This is a genomic window from Arthrobacter sp. T572 (assembly GCF_056780115.1).
Genome location: NZ_JBRAZQ010000002.1, coordinates 735731 through 751413, shown reverse-complemented (window position 1 = coordinate 751413; position 15683 = coordinate 735731). Strand labels below are relative to the sequence as shown.

The window sequence follows — 15683 nt, the reverse complement described above, 5'->3', positions numbered from 1 at the left end:
AGCCAGTTTGGAATACTGGCCTGATGTCAGGCTTACTGAACCCGATCGCATTGACCCGTCTTCTTGGCTCCTGGAATTCCGGTACCCTGCCCGCATACCGCGAGCTTGCCGACGTCGTACGTTTGCTGGTGATGGACGGACGCATTCCGCTTGACGTCGCGCTCCCCAGCGAAAGGGCGCTGGCCCAGACGCTGGGACTGAGCCGGACCACGGTCACCGCCGCGTATTCAAGCCTGCGCGAGCAGGGCTTCCTGACCACCGGCCAGGGCAGCCGGGGACGGACCTGCATTCCGCAACGCACCTCTCCGGTGACCATGCCGGGGCTGGCGGCGCCGGAGGGATTGCTGGACCTGGCCTACGCATCCCTGCCGGCAGCGGGCGAGGTGGTCCACCGCGCGTTCGCCGATGCCCTGACCGAACTCCCGGCCCTCCTGCCCGGATTTGGCTACGACGCGGTGGGTGTCCCCGCACTGCGGCAGGCCATAGCGGACAAATACACAGCCGACGGCGTCCCCACGAACGCCCAACAGATCCTGGTGACCTCCGGAGCGCAGCACGCGTTGAACATCGTCCTGAAGACCCTGGCCGGAAAGCAGGACAAAGTGCTGGTGGAACACCCCTCCTACCCGAACGCCCTCGACGCCATCCGGGCCGCCGGTTGCCGGCCCTTTCCCGTCGCACTCCCTGCCGCGGGGTCCGTGCCGGCCTGGGATATTGACGCGATGGAGGCCGCGATGCACCATCATCGACCTGCCATGGCCTACCTTGTTCCGGACTTCCATAACCCCACGGGCCGTATCATGTCCGGGCTGCAGCGCCGGCGACTGGCGCGGGCAGCAGCGTCCGCGGGGACGGTCCTGGTGGTGGATGAGACACTCCGGGGGTTGAACCTCGACGGCGTCAGTGCAGCACCGATGGCGGCGTTCAGTCCCGCCGTGGTTTCCATCGGCTCGCTCAGCAAGTCCCACTGGGCCGGCCTCCGCACCGGCTGGATCCGGGCCGACGAAGCCTTGGTCAACCGCATGGTCACCACACGGACCACCATGGATCTGGGCGGCCCCATGGTGGAGCAACTGGCTGCTGCCCGGCTGGTCAGCGCCTACTCCGAGCCCCTCGATGCACGGCTGGCAGAACTCCGCAACAACCGGGATTCGTTGATGGAATTGCTGGCTGAACATTTGCCGTCGTGGGATCCTGAGCGACCCCAGGGCGGGCTCACAGTGTGGTGCAGACTGCCCAGCCCCTGCAGCACGGCCCTGACGGTGCTCGCTCCGGAATTTGGAGTCCGGCTGGCCGCCGGGCCGAGGTTCGGGGTGGGCGGTGCCTTTGAGCACTTCATGCGTGTCCCTTACACCTTGCCACCTGCCCAACTGGAGGTGGCCGTCCGGGCACTGCGGGCCGCCCAGGACAAGCTCGACGCCTCGCCCCAACTCCGCCGCAGCCTCAAGACCGAGCGGCCGGCCGCCGTCGGAGTCGCCTAAGTGCCGCCCGCCGGGTCCACCCGGGCACCCCAACTAGGTCGCAGTTAAGCGCGTTTTGAGGCTTCAAAACGCGCACAAGTGCGACCCAGTTGGGTCCCGGGCGCCGTGCAGGGGCGGGGCGGGTGGCTACGCGTAGACCTTCTCCAGGAAGGCACCCCACGTCTTGGCCGTCAGCTCGGAATCACCCGCGCCAAATTGGTGGACGGTCATACCTACCGGCGCCCCAAAGGCATTGCGCCCAAAGAACCGGTACAAAGCATCGCCGGTGCGCAGTCCCAGGAAGTTCTCATTGGCGAAGTCCACCTCACCGCTCAGCCGCCCCACGCCGTCGACGTCTACCTCGAAAGCCGAGCCCGCGGCGAGGTCCTCCACTCCGAGCGCCTTCTTGAGCTGCACAAATCCATCGGGCGATTGCGAAGACGCCGGAGCCTGAACGTCCGTAAACACCACCGGCTGTCCGTCGAAGTACTTCAGGTACTGCCCCAGGGTGTGCAGGTAGAACTCGGTGTGCTTGCTGGCACCGTCGTACTGCTCATCCCAGTTGTCGGCGAAGATTCCGCTGTGGACGTAGTGCAGCCTGGCCCGGCCGCCCTCCACCGGCTCCAGGACGTGCTCCAACTGGTTGAACCAACCATCGGGACCGTCCATCCGCGTGACGAGGTGGCCTGGGTATTCATCCACGGTCCGGACGGCCGGCCACTGGTCCGTGGGGAACATCCAGGCGGAGGTGTCCGCTGTGACCGCCTGCCAGACCCGCTCGGGGGTTCCCGGCAGTTCGGTATCGGCCACGATTTCAAATTCACGGTTACTGGTCATTGTCCTGGTCCTTTTCTACTGTGACTTCTGTTGAGGGGGTCTTGAGTGCGGGATGAAGTACGACGACGAGGCGATGCTTGCGTCCGCCGCCCGCCACCGCGGTACCGCCGTCGTGGTATTTGTCGACGAGCCGTGTGACCGCAACGCCGAGCTCTTCCGCGAAGGCCGCGCGATCGGCGGCGGAACGGAAGGTAATCTCGCCGTCGATGGCGAAGCTGGCGAGCTTCTTCCTGGCAGCGGCTGCCCCGGAAATGAGCTTGCCCATTTCCTGTACGGTGCGGGAGGCGAGCGACAACAGCCAGAACGCCGAGAACCTGTCCGCGAAGCGCCGAGGGTCCGGCGCCACGGAGGCCAACGCCACCGGCGAGATCAGGTAGGAGCCCGCGGTGGCCCTCAGGACGCGCTCGGTGACGTTGCCTTTGCGCCGTTCCTCGACCAGCTCCACCAAACCGTGGTGCTCAAGTGCTTTGAGGTGGTAGTTGACCTTCTGGCGCGGCATTCCCACCTTGACCGCGAGCTGCGTGGCCGAGGCGGGCTCGGCCAGTTCCCGCAGGATACGGGTCCGGATCGGGTCCAGCGATACTTCCGCTGCCGCCGGGTCCTCGATCACTTCGATGTCCAACATGGTTCCAGTATGCTTACCGACAACTTTTTTTGTCAAGAACTTTTTTATGTTCGGAACCTGAGTCCGTGGTGGAGCCCTCTGAACAAGCCAAACCAGTCCCCGAGCACGCAAAGCGGGCCGCACAGCTCAGGCAAAGTAGAATTGTCCGGTGATGCAATCCCCCCTCCCTGTGCGCGATGGCGTGAACGCAACCCGCCTCCGCCTGCCGGACGAGGGCCCATGGGACACCGCGATGGACTACATGATGCATCGATGGGGACACATTGACCCCCAGGGCATCGAGGACCGCTTCGACGCCGGGGAGATCGTAGGCGAGGGCGGGGTGCCTTTGGACCGCAGTACCAAACTGGAGGACCACACCTTCATTTGGTACTACAGGACCCTCCCGCCGGAGACGCGACTGCCCGTGGAAATCAACATTCTGCACCAGGACGAGCACATCCTGGTGGTGGACAAGCCGCACTTCCTCCCGACCACTCCCGGGGGCACATACATCCAGGAATCGGCGCTGGTCCGGCTTCGGAACCTGCTCGATCTCCCGGATCTCATTCCCATGCACCGGCTGGACCGCATGACTGCCGGCATCCTGCTGCTCTCCACCAACCCGGAAACCCGGGGCAGGTACCAGGTCCTGTTCGAGAAGCGACAGGTCCAAAAAGAATACGAGTGCGTGTCCGCCGCGGCACCCGCCGCCGGCTATCCCGCCGTCGAATTCCCCACGGTGGTCCGCAACCGCATGACCAAGTCGCGCAGCTACCTGTTGGCCGAAGTGGTGGACGGCGAGCCGAACGCCGAGACGCGCATCGAGCCGGTAAGGACGTTCGACGCCGGGACGCACCAGCGCGCGCTGTACCGGCTGGAACCGCACACCGGAAAAACGCATCAGCTCCGCGTGCATATGGCCTCGCTGGGCCTGGGGATTGTGAACGATGCGTTTTATCCTGACCTCCTGGACAAGGCGCCGGACGACTACGGCAAACCGCTGCAACTCCTGGCGCGTGGCATCCGCTTCGTGGACCCCATCAGCAAACAACCGGTCGAATACCGCAGCGGCCTGGAGCTCAGCGAAGCCCGGCCCTGAGCATTCCGTTCGCGCTTTGAGTGTGGGTCACGCGCCGAACACAGTGCGGAAGACCGCCGTCGTCTCCTCGGAGAAGAGCACGAACTCAACCACCTCAAGGCTGGTGACCCCGGAACCGCTTCCGGCAGCAACTGCTGCCAACTCATTCACGGCGTCGCGGGCTGTCTCCGCCACTTGGCGGGCGTCCCACCCGTAGATTCCCGCACTGACGGCGGGGAACGCCACGCTGCGTGCACCGACCTCCCCGGCCACACGAAGGCTTTCCCTGAAACAGGACGTAAGAAGGTCCGGGTCGGTCTGGCCCGCATGCCGGTTGGGTCCGACGGTGTGGATCACCCACTGCGCAGGAAGCCTGAAACCCGGCGTTGCTACGGCACTACCTGTCGGGAGCCCGTCGGGAAGCCGGGTACGCCGCAGTTCACGGCAGGCTGCCAGCAACTCCGGCCCCGCAGCCCGGTGGATGGCACCATCCACTCCCCCTCCACCGAGCAGTGAGGAATTCGCGGCGTTCACAATCGCATCGACGCGGCGGGTGGTGATGTCTCCGTGCAGGATCTCAGTGCGCATGGGGACAGTCTTCCGCCGTGCTGTGACCGCAGCAAGTGCGGTACGTTGTGCCCATGGACTTCATCGCCCCGGAGTTGTGGGGATCGGCAATCTACCTCTGGATTGTGCCGATCGTGCTGGGCGATGCCATCTTCCCGCCCATTCCGTCCGAGATGGTGGTCATCACCGGAGGTGCGCTGGCGGCGGACGGACATGCGAACTTCTGGCTGGTCCTGATGTTGGCCGCTTCCGCTTCCTGGCTGGGTGACGTGGCGGTCTACCTGCTCTTCAAACGCAGGATCAGCCATGTGCTGGACCGCTGGGCCTGGGGCAGGAAAGTGCACAAAGGCATCCACGAAGCCATCGCCAAAGCCGGGCGTTCCTCCACCTACGGGACGATCATCGGAGCACGATTCATTCCCGGCGGCCGGCTCGCCACGTCCGCTGCTGCCGGCATTGCCAATGTCTCCGTCCGGGGATTCAGTCTCTGCGCCGGTTTAGGAGCAGTCTTGTGGGCAGTATGGCAGGTGGGCCTGGGCTATTTCACAGGCTCCACCACCAAACTGCCCTTCTGGGCGAGCTCGCTGATAGGCGTCGGGGTCGGGCTTGTCATCGGCGTGGTGGTCGGGTTCATCGTGACCCGGCGCCGGGGCGACCCTTCCCCGGTGGACGAACCCTACGACGGCGACGAACCGTACGACGGCGGGCCCGGCGCAGTCCCGCAACCCGACTAAACCGGCGACCAGCGTCCCCGGCTGCGCCGCAGGACATACAGGCTCCCTGTCAGGGCAACGCGTTCGACGGCGTCACGCATCATGGCTGCCGACGTGCGGGCTTCGTCGTTCTCACCCGCGTAGTCGCGGGCGTCCACCATGAACCGCAGGCTGATCTGGGGAACGCCGCCCACGATATCCAGCTGGTTGGACTCCACGTGATGCCGGGTTTCCAAGGCTTCGACAGCGGCGGCCATCACGGACTCAGGCGGATTCCCCGGCTTGAGTCCGGTGATCTTCAACTTGGTCTGGAACGACGGCATCCCACCACCCTAACGTCCCCCATCCGATGCTATCCGGTGTTGCGCAGCCCTGCGGCTACACCATTGACCGTGATCAGCATGGCACGCTGGAGGCGCTCGTCGATCTCCGCTCCGGAAACCGAAGCTTCCCGGACACGACGCAGCAACTCCACCTGCAGGTAGCTGATGGGGTCAAGGTACTGGTCGCGGATCTCAAGGGACCTCTTGAGCGTGGGCTGGGCATCCAGAAGCTCGATCTCACCGGTCAGCCGCTCAATCTCGGCCACGGTGAGCTCATACTCATCACGGATCATGTGGAACAGGCGGTGCAGTTCTTCAGGTACCAGCGATGAGACGTAGTGGCCGGCGATTTCCATGTCCGTCTTGGCCAGCGTCATTTCGACGTTGGAGATCACCGAACGGAAGAAGTGCCAGCGGTCCATCATTTCCATGAGCTGGTCCGTGTTGCCGGCCTCGCGGGCTGCCTTCAAACCCGAACCCACACCAAACCAACCAGGCACGATCTGCCGTGACTGCGTCCACCCGAAAACCCAGGGAATGGCGCGCAAGCCGCCGAGCCCGGCCCCCGAATCGGGACGTTTGGACGGACGGGAGCCGATGTTCAGCGAGCCCAGTTGTTCCACTGGCGTGGAGGCCAAGAAGTACGCCGGAAGATCGGGATCGTCAATCAGCGAACGGTAGCGGGCGAAAGCCCCGTCGGAGATGATCTCCATGACGTTGGCATAGCGTTCCCGCTCGTCCTCCGACGTTCGCGGCGTCCGGTGCAACGCCGAGCCCTGCATGACTGCGGCCAGCGACAGCTCCAGGTTTTCCCGCGCAAGGTCGGGCAGCGAGTACTTGTCGGAGATGACCTCGCCCTGCTCCGTGAACTTGATTTCACCTTCAAGGACGCCGTTGGGCTGGGCCATGATCGCGTCATACGTGGGCCCGCCGCCACGGCCCACGGAACCGCCACGACCGTGGAACAAACGGACGCGGACGCCGTGCTTGGCAGCAACATCGCGCAGCTTGCGCTGGGTCTTGTGAATCTCCCATTGACTGGTCATCACGCCGGACTCCTTGTTGGAGTCGGAGTAGCCCAGCATGATTTCCTGGATGTCGCCCCGCAGGCGAACCAGTTCGCGGTAGGACGGATCGGAAAGCAACTGGTCCACGATTTCGGCGGAAGCCCTCAGTTCCTCCACGGTTTCCAACAGCGGGGCAAAACCGATCTTGGCGTGCGGCTTGGAACCGTACAGGTCGATCAAGCCGGCTTCCCGCGCAAGAACTGCGGCGGCAAGGACATCGTCCGCGCCACGCGTCATGGAGATGATGTACGTCTCCACAACGTCAGGGCCGTAAGTGTGCAGGGCCTGGCGGATGCTGCGGAAGACATCGTAGGTGCCGTCGGCGGTTCCCTCGAGCTTGATCGGGTGCCCGGACAGCGGGCGGCGCGATGCCAGCTCGGCCCCCAGGAATTCGAAGCGCTCCGCGCGCGTCAGGGAACCGTACGGCTTCTCGGTGCCCAGGCGGTCAACCAACTGACCCACGGCATCGTGGTGGTAATCGGCGTGCTCCCGGATGTCCAGGGTTGCCAGATGCAACCCGAACGCTGCAATGGCGCGGCGTACCCGGGCAAGTGCTCCATCGGCCACCAGTGCTGCCGAGTGGTTCCGGAGGGAGGACTCCAGCAAACCGAATTCGGCCAGCAATTCGGAGGTGGTGGCGTAGTCGCGTCCGGGCTCATGGTAGGACGAAGCGGCGACCCTGCGGCCTGTGTTGATGAGCTTCGCCTTGATGCAGGTCAGCTTGAGGCGGTACGGCTCCTGCGCGTTGAGTTCAAGGATCCGCTTGTCCAAACCGGGAAGGTTCTTAAGGTCCACGTCGATTGAGTCAAGCAACTCCTTGTCCGCCCCAAAGAGTGCGGTCGAGTTGGAAAGCACGGAGATCAACTCGTCAATCAGGGCAATGCTGATGCGCACGGCGTTCTGGTTCTGCAACTGCAGGATTTCCCTCGTGACACCTGCCGTGACATTCGGGTTGCCATCGCGGTCGCCGCCGATCCATGAACCAAACCTCAAGGGAGCCCCGCCGGACGGAAGGGCAACGCCGTGCTCGGCGAGGAGCTCGGAAAGCTCCGTCAGCATCTCCGGCATGGCATCGGTGAGGATGCTGTTCAGGTAGTAGATGGCATTCCGGGCCTCGTCCACGGGTGTGGGGCGCACCTGGCGCAGCTCATCCGTTTGCCACATCTGGTCGATGATTTCGGCCAGCTGGCGGTCCTGCCTGCGGCGGGCGGACGTGCCTTCCTCGGTGGGCTGGGCCAGGACATCCGAAAGCTTCCGGATCTTGTCCAGCACCGAACGACGGGAAGCCTCAGTGGGGTGCGCCGTGAAAATCGGGCGGACATCGAGTTCGTTGACGACGTCCTGCAATACCTCCGGACCTGCCTGGCCGGCAATCTCGGCGACGGCCTTCGCCAGCCACCCGTCCTTTTCCTGCCGCGTGCGGAGTCCACGGACGCGGTGCACCTGTTCGGCCGCGTTGCTGAGGTGGAAGTAGAACGCAAAAGCCCGCACCAGGTCGGTCGCCTGGTCGAGGGGCAGGGAGGCGAGCAACTCGCGGACCTGGGCTACGACGTCGTGCGCGCTCCAAGGGCCGGTCGCATCGGCGCCGCCGCGCGCGGCTTCCTTGGATTCCTTGGTCAGCAGGCGGACCTGTTCCACCAGTTCCAGCAATTCCGGGCCGTGCTGCCGCACGAGGGATTCGCCCAGGAGAGTGGAGACGCGGCGCACGTCGGCGCGCAGCTCGGCGGCGAGATCGGTGTCTTGATGGGCAGTGTGAACCATAGATACTTACCTTCGGGATCTGGTGTGGCCCGTACACTGCGCTGGATACTGTGAGCCGGATTACTTATGTTTCCCAAGGATCTTACCCGCCCCAAAGTTAACCGCGGGAATGTGTCTCAGATCCTGGCGTCACCTGGATCGGAACGTGCAGAATCGATACCCGGGGTCCGTGGCCCGGCTGCATAGCGTTCATGCCGGCGTTGGCGCAGTTCCTCTGCCGCCGCCGCTGATTCCTGCTTGGTGGGCGCACCTGTGGCGGGATCGATCATGGACAACACGCTGCCCAGGGTGCCGGTAGCGCCCTTGCCGGGCACACCCCGCTGGATCACCCGCGTACCGCCCCAGACTGCGGCAACGATCAGACCGATGCTGACCAGCGCCGAAAACAACCCGTCCATCCCCATGCGCTCAGGGTACGCCCGCCAGTCAGGGCGGGGAACCCTGGTCCGCCCACGCGGCCTCCAGCACGTCCCAGTGGTCCTCCGTCATCAGGCTTGCCGGCGTCACGGACACCGAGGTTGCGCCACCGCGGACTGCGTCCTCAAGCGCAGCGGCGAACGTCTCTGCGGAGATGATGCCGTCCTGTGACCACAACCCCAGCGACAGCGACATGCGTGGCCCCGCCCGGCGGTCCATGGCGCTGGCAAGCTCTTCGGTCCGTGGTGCCCGCTCGTCGTTGAGTCCCACATACTGCCAGACGTGGAGCCGGTCCAACTGCTTGAGCAGGAGGTCATAATCATGGCCGCTGTCTGCACGGTCACCGGTGGCTGACTTCTTTGGCGACCGCACGTCCATCTCTGCCCTGACGCCAAAGGGCTCGACGGCGGCAGCCACCTTGCGGACGATGTCCGCCACTGCCTCGCTGCGCCAGGTCTTGATGTAGGGGTTGGTTTGGTCGATTGCACCGTTGGACTTGCGGGGCCAATCCTGTTGCCCCGTTGTCGCCGTAAAGTCCCGGAGGTCTTCACTGCCGAACGTGAAGCCGTCAAACATCAGCTCCGTAAGATCCACGGCGTCCGGCCGGTACCTTTCCGCGACGAAGGCTGCAAGCCTGACCAACCGAGTCCCGGCCCCGCCGTGACGCAGGGCGGACACGCTGGCAAACGCAGTGGAATTGGTGCCGGTGACATCGCGCCCCGCCAAGGAGGGTGTTTCCTGAAGGGCCCGGTCCAGCAGGACATCCACGGTCAGGACGACGTCCCGCTTGGTGCCATCGCCTGCCGTACCCAGCGCCGCCATGGCCTCAGCGACGTAATCCCGGCCGGTGTCCGCAACGCTGCTGCTGGCAGCACCAAGGTCGCCGGGCCACGGAAAAGCTGTCCAATCAGTCCGGCCCACGGAGATGGACACCGCAGTGGCGTCCACGGCATCGATCCGTGCGGCCAGGCTATCCAGATACTCCGGAGCGGTGCCGACGATGTCCTCGAAGCCGAGGTTGACCATGCGATCGGAGGGCCGGTCGCGTTCCTCTGCGGAGGAGGCGGTCACCACTACGGTGGATGCCAAGGCGGTGGCCAGCATCAGGATCATTGAACGCACAGTCCGCTTCATGCCGGGTTCCCCGCTGCGTCGCCTTCCAGGGCCGTCACGGACACCACGCCGGTCCGTTGCAGTTTGTTCCACCGCGCCGGGCTCCCCCGCAGTTCCTTGACGATGGCGTTTGCCAGGGCAAGGCCCACAAAAACGGAGTAGAACGGCCAGAGCGGAACGGTCCAGACATACCGCAGATCGCGCCAGGAGTGGTTCAGCCCGAGGGAAAACACGATCAGCAGAACCGAGATGAAGAGGCCCAGCCATCCCAGGATGGCCAGGATCTCCCCGGGGATGGGGCCCTTGCCCGCCACATAGAGGAACGGCAGTATCGCCAGGACCGCCAGTTGCAGGATGGGGATCACCACCATGGTGATCGCATTGAAGACCAGGAACAGCCCGAACGGTCCATACCGGGCCCTGCCCAGCATGCCCAAATGCAGGCGGAGTGTCTGCAGGAGCCCACGCGACCAACGCACCCGTTGCCGCCACAGTCCGCCGATCGTGGAGGGCGATTCCGCATACACCAGGGCCTTTGGCTGGAACCGTACCCGGTACCCGGCCGCGTAGACCCTCCAAGTGAGCTCCAGGTCCTCCCCCAAGGTGTCCTCGTGGAAACCCCCGACGCTGCGGACCAGGTCTGCCCGGAAGGCACCGATATTGCCCGAAACTATCGGAAGGCAGTGGGTCAGCGAGAGCGCCCTGCGCACCAATCCGGTGCCCACGTGGCTGAGGACCGCCAGCATCATGGTTTGTATCCGGTTGAGGTTAACCGGACGGTCGTCGCCGCATACGGCTCCGATTTTCGGATGATCGAAACCCTCCAGCATGTGTATCAAAGTGTCCGGGGCGAAGATGCCGTCGGCGTCGACGAACATCAGGATCTCGCCTTGTGCCGCCGCGATGCCGGTGTTAAGGGCGGCTCCTTTGCCGGCATTGGCCTGTGAGAGAAACCTGACGCGATCGTACTGGGCTGCGAGACCGGCCATGATCTCCGCCGTCGAGTCGGTAGAGCCATCGTCCACCAACAAGACTTCGAGCAGCAGATAGCGGCTCCTGAGGATCGACTCCACGCAGTTGGTGATCACCACGGCCTCGTTGTAGGCAGGAACGATCACCGAGACCAAGGGTTTTCCACTGATGACGGAGTACCTGTGCTTGACCGTCGGTGGCCGGTGCACGCGGTTGAAGTACAGGGCCAATGGGACATACACGATCTTGATTGCTCCGAAGCCCAGGATGATGGTCCCGCAAATCTGCACAAACGCGAGCGCGGCATCGATGATGATCAACCTGGCCGTCCCACCATGGCGTCCGGGGCCAATCGTCCAAGGACGGTGTCCACGAGTTCCGGGGCGTGGACGCTGTTTGCCCCGAACCTTGCGTTGACCTCAAGGACCACGGGGCTGCCGTCGGCCATCCGCCTGATGTCAATATCCACGGGCCCCGTCAGTCCGAGGGCTTCCACCGTTGACAGGGCCAGCTCTGCCACGTCCCGGTCGGCAGGAGGTTCGCTCCGGCGCACGGACACAGCGTTTCCGAGGTTGCCGTCCTTGAGCGCCGTCTTCTCAAGGACCACCACGATATCCTGCGAATGGCTGCTTCTGTGGACGACCGGCGCGTACTCGGTTCCCGGGGCGAACCGCTGCACGATCCACCTGTCATTCAGCGTGGCCCAGATGCGGTTTGCGTTCCGTCCACGATCGGACAGGCGTTCCAGCAGCTGAACGTTCCGCCCGCCGCGCGATACCCGTGGTTTCACCACCACGGGGCCGCCCAGAAGATCCATGGCTTCTTCGGCCGAGCCGAAGGTGCCCGGGAGGCCGAAGTCCGGAACACCGAGACCCGCGGTATCGAGGCATCGCATGGTGTGGAATTTGTCGTTGGCTATGCGCACCGGGGCAGGGTCAGCCACCAGCACCTCCACTCCCGGAGCAAAATCAAGCCGTGCGTCAGCCATCAAAACCAGTTCGTCGCTGACCGTAGGCACCACCAGTTCGATTCCATGCTTGGCAGCCAGCCCCCTTAGCTCCCAAAGGTAAGCGGGGGCGTCTGAGCTGGACACCCGGGCAACGGCGTCTGCCGTGCGGGGATTGACGTCCCGCATGTCCACACCCAGGACCCAGTGCCCCCGCAGTCGCAGTTGCGTGGCGAGGGAAGCACCTGCCGGCCCGCCCACGCCGGTCACCATAATCCGCGCCATCAGAACTCCCCTACGGCCGAGCCCAGCAGACGGACTGGTTCAAAGCCTTCCGCGTAGGCGGTCTTCACCTGCGAACCCCGGAAGGCCGCGAGACTGCGGACCCTTTCGGCGCTCATGTACGGCTTGCCTTTTTGGTTCCGGTGCATGGAAACCGCATGGATCTTGACGTCGACATATCCGGCGATGTCCACAAAGACGCTGGGGTTGAACTGCCGGGTGGAAGACGGGCTCTCAAAGCACAGAATGGACGAGTGCTTGCGGGCGGCCCTCATGGTGGCGCTGTGAACAGCCTGATGGTCCTGGTGGTAGTCGTTTCCGGAGTGGGTCATCACGACGTCGGGCTTGAAGTCATTGATGTATGCCTCGATGGCCTGGACCATCTCCTGGCCATGGTCGGACAGCAGGGTATCCCTGAAGTCGTGCACCTGGACGGCGGAAGCTCCCATGAATCCGGACCCTGACTGGGCCTCGCCGGCGCGGACGGCGCTGTCGCCGCCTTTGCATCCCGAACTCATCACCATGGTCCGCACCTCGTGTCCGGCATCTGCCAGCTTCGCCAGCGTTGCCCCACAGGCGAGTTCAAGGTCATCCGGATGTGCCCCGATAGCCAACACCTTTCGGGGTTCGGTGGCCGTTGCGTGATCGATCCTGAGCGCCGGCGCCACCAGGAAGCCAACCACGAGCCCCGTGGCCGCCAGGAGGATCACGATTTCCATCCAAGGACGCAACTCCGGGACCATTGCCCACCCTGCCACGGCAACCATCAGCAAGCCACCCAGCACCGCAGTGATCCAGCGCAGCCGGTGCGGTGTGCTGAATCTGCGAACGTACCAGCCTTGGCTTGCGGGAAGCAGGGCTCCCACGAGGGCCACTGCCCCTAAAACGCCGGCAACGGCAAACAACGTTGCTCTCATTCTTCCCCTATGTTCCCTCGATACATGCGCAGTACCGGTCCGTGGATACTGCCGATGAATCAGTGGCGGAGGGCGAATTTTCGTGACGCTGTTGGGTGGGACAAGGTCAGTACTTGTAGGCAAACTCACCTGTGGCCAGGCCGGTCCCGCTCAGCGAGTACGTCAGGACTTCCGGGTCCCTTTGCCGCTTCGATTCGGCCGTCACATGGAAATGAAGCTCGCCACGCTCAACCCACTTGGTGACGCACCTCAGCACCCGTCGTCCTTCCTGCAGCGAACAGGACCAGCCTTCCGGAGCTTTCAGTGAGCTTTCCTGAATCTTGGAGCCCTGTTCCACGGCGAAGACGGCCATGCCGGGGCCCAACGGCTCGGTGCCGTCGGCAGCAAAGTCAACCTGCATGGCAGTAAGACCCGCCTCACGGTCCTTCGCCGACCAAACGTAGGTGGTGACTGCTGCAGGGGCATCCACTCGCGTTGGTTCTGCAGGTGGAACCGAAGGTGAAGGAGGAACTGGTGGCGGGGTTTCAACGGCGGGCTGTTCGGGAACGGCGGACTGTTCCGGAACGGCGGGCTGCGCTGAAACGGCGGGCTGCGCTGGTTCAGGGACCGGCGGAGCCGGATCCGAGGCCTGCGGAGGCACGGAAGGGAGGGGGCTGGGTATTGCAGCGGGTGAGGTGGAAGGCGACGGGGCCTGCACGGTCACCTGGGGATCGGCCATGGTCTGGACGGACCGCCGCTCCGGCAGGGGACCCTGGTCCAGGTGATCCATCAATCCCAGTCCACCAAGCACCAGGCCCAGTCCAGCAGCCGACACAACAGCCATGACGGCAGGCTGGGCCAAAACCGGCATGCCCAAAACAACCTTGGCCGGAACAACGCCTCCGAGGACTCCCAGTCCGGCTCCCTTTCCAGCCCAGGCAGCCAGCGGAACCCCAGTGATCAGGGGAAGGAGGACACTCCTCATGGTTCCCTGGACGTCCTTGAGTTCGGCCAGGGCCACGGTGCACCCAGTGCACCCATTGAGGTGCTCCCGGACCTTACGCTCAGCTCCACTGGATAGCCCGCCGCGAAGATAACTGCCCAGTTTGGACGCGAAATCGGCACAGCCCTTGTCCGGGTGCTCAGCGACATGGGCTTGAAGGTACTGCCTGCGCAGGCCCTCCCGTGCCCGCAATGCCAGGGCTGACACGGCATTCGGCGACAAGCCCAGGATCGGAGCAACGGCCGCGGGCTTCATCCGTTCAACATCCAGATACCAGAGCACAGCCTGCCACCTTTCCGGCAGGGAACGGAATGCTTTGGTGACAGTTTGGGACTCGAACGCTGCGACAGCTGAATCGGGCTCGGCAAGCGGAGTGTCGAGAACCGCTTCGTCCCCGCTGGGCACGGTTTTGCCGGCACGGCGGTTCCTGTGGTGCGACAACCTGGTCACCGTGGAAAGGAGGTATGCCCGGAAGAAGTTGTCCGGCCCGCGCCCCGCCACCAGGCTTTGCAGAACGGACTGGAATGCCTCTGCCACAACGTCCTCGGCATCGCTGGGGTTATCCACGTTGCGGCGCGCAACAGCGGAGGCTATGGATACGTGGCGCTCGTACAAGCCGGCGAAGGCCGACACGTCTCCACCACGGACCAGCTTCACCAGGTCGCCATCGCTCTCCACACTGTTGTGGGAGTTGCTGCCCGACGATGTTCCTTGTGCCACTTTAAGGCACCCCCATGACCAATAAATTCGTGCCCATATAGTCGAAGTGGCTCGAGGGCACGAGTCATGACGCCAATAAGTACAAAGCTTTGAACAATTCGCGACGAGTGGTACAACGTCACGAATGCTGCTCCGCCCGCACTGTTGGGATATGACATCGTTCCGGACAAAGACCACCGCCGAGTGCACGTTCTCGCGGCATCTCTTGCTGCGCAGATGGCAGACAGCCAGCTATCAGAGGGGTTGGCGGTTCAGAGCGGACTGGTTTCTCCCTGAGGTCCGGACGGTGGTGACATCCCTTGCCACCCGTTCCACGGTTCCCGCTCCCACGGCCAAGTCACTCGGCGCGGCCCGCGCAAGGAACGGGGTGAGCATCACCGAAACCATCAGCGACTTCCGGGCACTCTTCGTGGCCGCGGAACAGCGGGTGGATATCGACGCGCTCCAGTCACTGGCAGAGGGATGGGCGGAAGTGGCGGAAACTGCCCCGCCCATCTCGTGCACCGATGTCTATACAGGACTGGCCACACGCGCTCACTTCCAGCGCCGGATCCACGAACTTTCAGCGGAAGTGCCCGACGCTTCCGGCGGGCATGCCCTGGCAGTCATCTCGTTGCCGCCTCCCCGGGAGGGTCGCAGCCACCGGTGGACTCTCCTGGCCCTGGTGGGCGATACCGTTCAGCGGACGCTGAAGGGAACCGGTGCCATGGCGATGTATCAGAACTCCGCGATCCATGTCCTGTTTCCCGTTAACGACGGAAACCTCCTGCGCCTCATTGACTGCAGGAAGTCCGTAGAGGCCCTGGCCCTGGAAGCGCTGAGCCCCGCGAGGCTGAAGTTCTATCCGCTCTCGATGTCGGTGTCCCTGACCGCACTGCAGGAAGGCCCAACCGACACGTGTTGAACCACCACGTGGGCGTC

Annotated in this window: 15 protein-coding genes; 4 read left to right on the top strand and 11 right to left on the bottom strand. The window is 64.1% G+C overall.

Annotation, left to right across the window (positions count from 1 at the left end; translation table 11 throughout):
* Positions 1 to 23: 23 nt before the first annotated feature.
* Positions 24 to 1481 carry a MocR-like transcription factor YczR gene (yczR, locus tag ACUYMZ_RS04730; RefSeq protein WP_481602268.1) on the top strand — a complete coding sequence of 486 codons (1458 nt, stop codon included), beginning with the start codon at positions 24 to 26 and terminating at the stop codon, positions 1479 to 1481.
* Between the two features lie 126 nt (positions 1482 to 1607).
* On the opposite strand, the gene ACUYMZ_RS04725 is transcribed toward yczR, so the two are convergent.
* Together ACUYMZ_RS04725 and ACUYMZ_RS04720 are read right to left on the bottom strand one after the other, a co-directional pair.
* Positions 1608 to 2297: an SRPBCC family protein gene (locus tag ACUYMZ_RS04725; RefSeq protein WP_481602267.1), complete on the bottom strand. Its 690-nt coding sequence runs from the start codon at positions 2295 to 2297 to the stop codon at positions 1608 to 1610.
* Positions 2287 to 2922 (bottom strand): ArsR/SmtB family transcription factor, encoded by a 636-nt coding sequence (locus ACUYMZ_RS04720; RefSeq protein WP_481602266.1) that lies wholly within the window; start codon positions 2920 to 2922, stop codon positions 2287 to 2289. The genes ACUYMZ_RS04725 and ACUYMZ_RS04720 overlap by 11 nt, the downstream gene beginning before the upstream one ends.
* Before the next feature lie 151 nt (positions 2923 to 3073).
* Here ACUYMZ_RS04720 and ACUYMZ_RS04715 point away from each other — a divergent pair, with 151 nt between their 5' ends.
* Positions 3074 to 4003, top strand: a complete 930-nt coding sequence (locus tag ACUYMZ_RS04715; protein ID WP_481605811.1) for an RluA family pseudouridine synthase — start codon at positions 3074 to 3076, stop codon at positions 4001 to 4003.
* 27 nt (positions 4004 to 4030) lie between these two features.
* On the opposite strand, the gene ACUYMZ_RS04710 is transcribed toward ACUYMZ_RS04715, so the two are convergent.
* Positions 4031 to 4570, bottom strand: a complete 540-nt coding sequence (locus ACUYMZ_RS04710; RefSeq protein WP_481602265.1) for an O-acetyl-ADP-ribose deacetylase — start codon at positions 4568 to 4570, stop codon at positions 4031 to 4033.
* A 53-nt stretch (positions 4571 to 4623) separates the two neighbouring features.
* On the opposite strand from ACUYMZ_RS04710, the gene ACUYMZ_RS04705 reads away from it, so the two are divergent.
* Complete coding sequence (locus ACUYMZ_RS04705) at positions 4624 to 5283, top strand: DedA family protein (protein WP_426005959.1); 660 nt, start codon at positions 4624 to 4626, stop codon at positions 5281 to 5283.
* Here ACUYMZ_RS04705 and ACUYMZ_RS04700 read toward each other — a convergent pair.
* From ACUYMZ_RS04700 to ACUYMZ_RS04665, 8 genes are all read right to left on the bottom strand, one after another.
* On the bottom strand, positions 5280 to 5585 hold the full coding sequence (locus ACUYMZ_RS04700) for a hypothetical protein (protein ID WP_481602264.1): 306 nt from the start codon (positions 5583 to 5585) through the stop codon (positions 5280 to 5282). The genes ACUYMZ_RS04705 and ACUYMZ_RS04700 overlap by 4 nt on opposite strands.
* 29 nt (positions 5586 to 5614) lie before the next feature.
* Positions 5615 to 8413 (bottom strand): phosphoenolpyruvate carboxylase, encoded by a 2799-nt coding sequence (ppc, locus tag ACUYMZ_RS04695; RefSeq protein WP_481602263.1) that lies wholly within the window; start codon positions 8411 to 8413, stop codon positions 5615 to 5617.
* A gap of 116 nt (positions 8414 to 8529) precedes the next feature.
* The gene (locus tag ACUYMZ_RS04690; protein ID WP_481602262.1) at positions 8530 to 8817 is read right to left on the bottom strand and encodes a hypothetical protein; all 288 of its coding nucleotides are present in this window, start codon (positions 8815 to 8817) and stop codon (positions 8530 to 8532) included.
* Between the two features lie 22 nt (positions 8818 to 8839).
* The gene (locus tag ACUYMZ_RS04685) at positions 8840 to 9964 is read right to left on the bottom strand and encodes a hypothetical protein (protein ID WP_481602261.1); all 1125 of its coding nucleotides are present in this window, start codon (positions 9962 to 9964) and stop codon (positions 8840 to 8842) included.
* The gene (locus ACUYMZ_RS04680; protein WP_426005952.1) at positions 9961 to 11235 is read right to left on the bottom strand and encodes a glycosyltransferase family 2 protein; all 1275 of its coding nucleotides are present in this window, start codon (positions 11233 to 11235) and stop codon (positions 9961 to 9963) included. Before ACUYMZ_RS04680 ends, ACUYMZ_RS04685 begins: the two co-directional genes overlap by 4 nt.
* Positions 11232 to 12146 (bottom strand): ATP-grasp domain-containing protein, encoded by a 915-nt coding sequence (locus ACUYMZ_RS04675; protein ID WP_481602260.1) that lies wholly within the window; start codon positions 12144 to 12146, stop codon positions 11232 to 11234. The genes ACUYMZ_RS04680 and ACUYMZ_RS04675 overlap by 4 nt, the downstream gene beginning before the upstream one ends.
* Positions 12146 to 13060 carry a PIG-L deacetylase family protein gene (locus ACUYMZ_RS04670; RefSeq protein ID WP_426005950.1) on the bottom strand — a complete coding sequence of 305 codons (915 nt, stop codon included), beginning with the start codon at positions 13058 to 13060 and terminating at the stop codon, positions 12146 to 12148. Before ACUYMZ_RS04670 ends, ACUYMZ_RS04675 begins: the two co-directional genes overlap by 1 nt.
* Before the next feature lie 106 nt (positions 13061 to 13166).
* Complete coding sequence (locus tag ACUYMZ_RS04665; protein ID WP_481602259.1) at positions 13167 to 14762, bottom strand: sigma-70 family RNA polymerase sigma factor; 1596 nt, start codon at positions 14760 to 14762, stop codon at positions 13167 to 13169.
* Between the two features lie 367 nt (positions 14763 to 15129).
* Between ACUYMZ_RS04665 and ACUYMZ_RS04660 the strand changes: the two genes are divergently transcribed.
* Entirely contained in the window at positions 15130 to 15666 is a 537-nt protein-coding gene (locus ACUYMZ_RS04660; protein ID WP_481602258.1) for a hypothetical protein, read from the top strand.
* Positions 15667 to 15683 lie beyond the last annotated feature (17 nt).

Bases quoted from the DNA above. Each gene is read 5' to 3' on its own strand.
- yczR (WP_481602268.1), top strand. From the start codon at position 24: ATGTCAGGCTTACTGAACCCGATCGCATTGACCCGTCTTCTTGGCTCC.
- ACUYMZ_RS04725 (WP_481602267.1), bottom strand. From the start codon at position 2,297: ATGACCAGTAACCGTGAATTTGAAATCGTGGCCGATACCGAACTGCCG.
- ACUYMZ_RS04720 (WP_481602266.1), bottom strand. From the start codon at position 2,922: ATGTTGGACATCGAAGTGATCGAGGACCCGGCGGCAGCGGAAGTATCG.
- ACUYMZ_RS04715 (WP_481605811.1), top strand. From the start codon at position 3,074: ATGCAATCCCCCCTCCCTGTGCGCGATGGCGTGAACGCAACCCGCCTC.
- ACUYMZ_RS04710 (WP_481602265.1), bottom strand. From the start codon at position 4,570: ATGCGCACTGAGATCCTGCACGGAGACATCACCACCCGCCGCGTCGAT.
- ACUYMZ_RS04705 (WP_426005959.1), top strand. From the start codon at position 4,624: ATGGACTTCATCGCCCCGGAGTTGTGGGGATCGGCAATCTACCTCTGG.
- ACUYMZ_RS04700 (WP_481602264.1), bottom strand. From the start codon at position 5,585: ATGCCGTCGTTCCAGACCAAGTTGAAGATCACCGGACTCAAGCCGGGG.
- ppc (WP_481602263.1), bottom strand. From the start codon at position 8,413: ATGGTTCACACTGCCCATCAAGACACCGATCTCGCCGCCGAGCTGCGC.
- ACUYMZ_RS04690 (WP_481602262.1), bottom strand. From the start codon at position 8,817: ATGGGGATGGACGGGTTGTTTTCGGCGCTGGTCAGCATCGGTCTGATC.
- ACUYMZ_RS04685 (WP_481602261.1), bottom strand. From the start codon at position 9,964: ATGAAGCGGACTGTGCGTTCAATGATCCTGATGCTGGCCACCGCCTTG.
- ACUYMZ_RS04675 (WP_481602260.1), bottom strand. From the start codon at position 12,146: ATGGCGCGGATTATGGTGACCGGCGTGGGCGGGCCGGCAGGTGCTTCC.
- ACUYMZ_RS04670 (WP_426005950.1), bottom strand. From the start codon at position 13,060: ATGAGAGCAACGTTGTTTGCCGTTGCCGGCGTTTTAGGGGCAGTGGCC.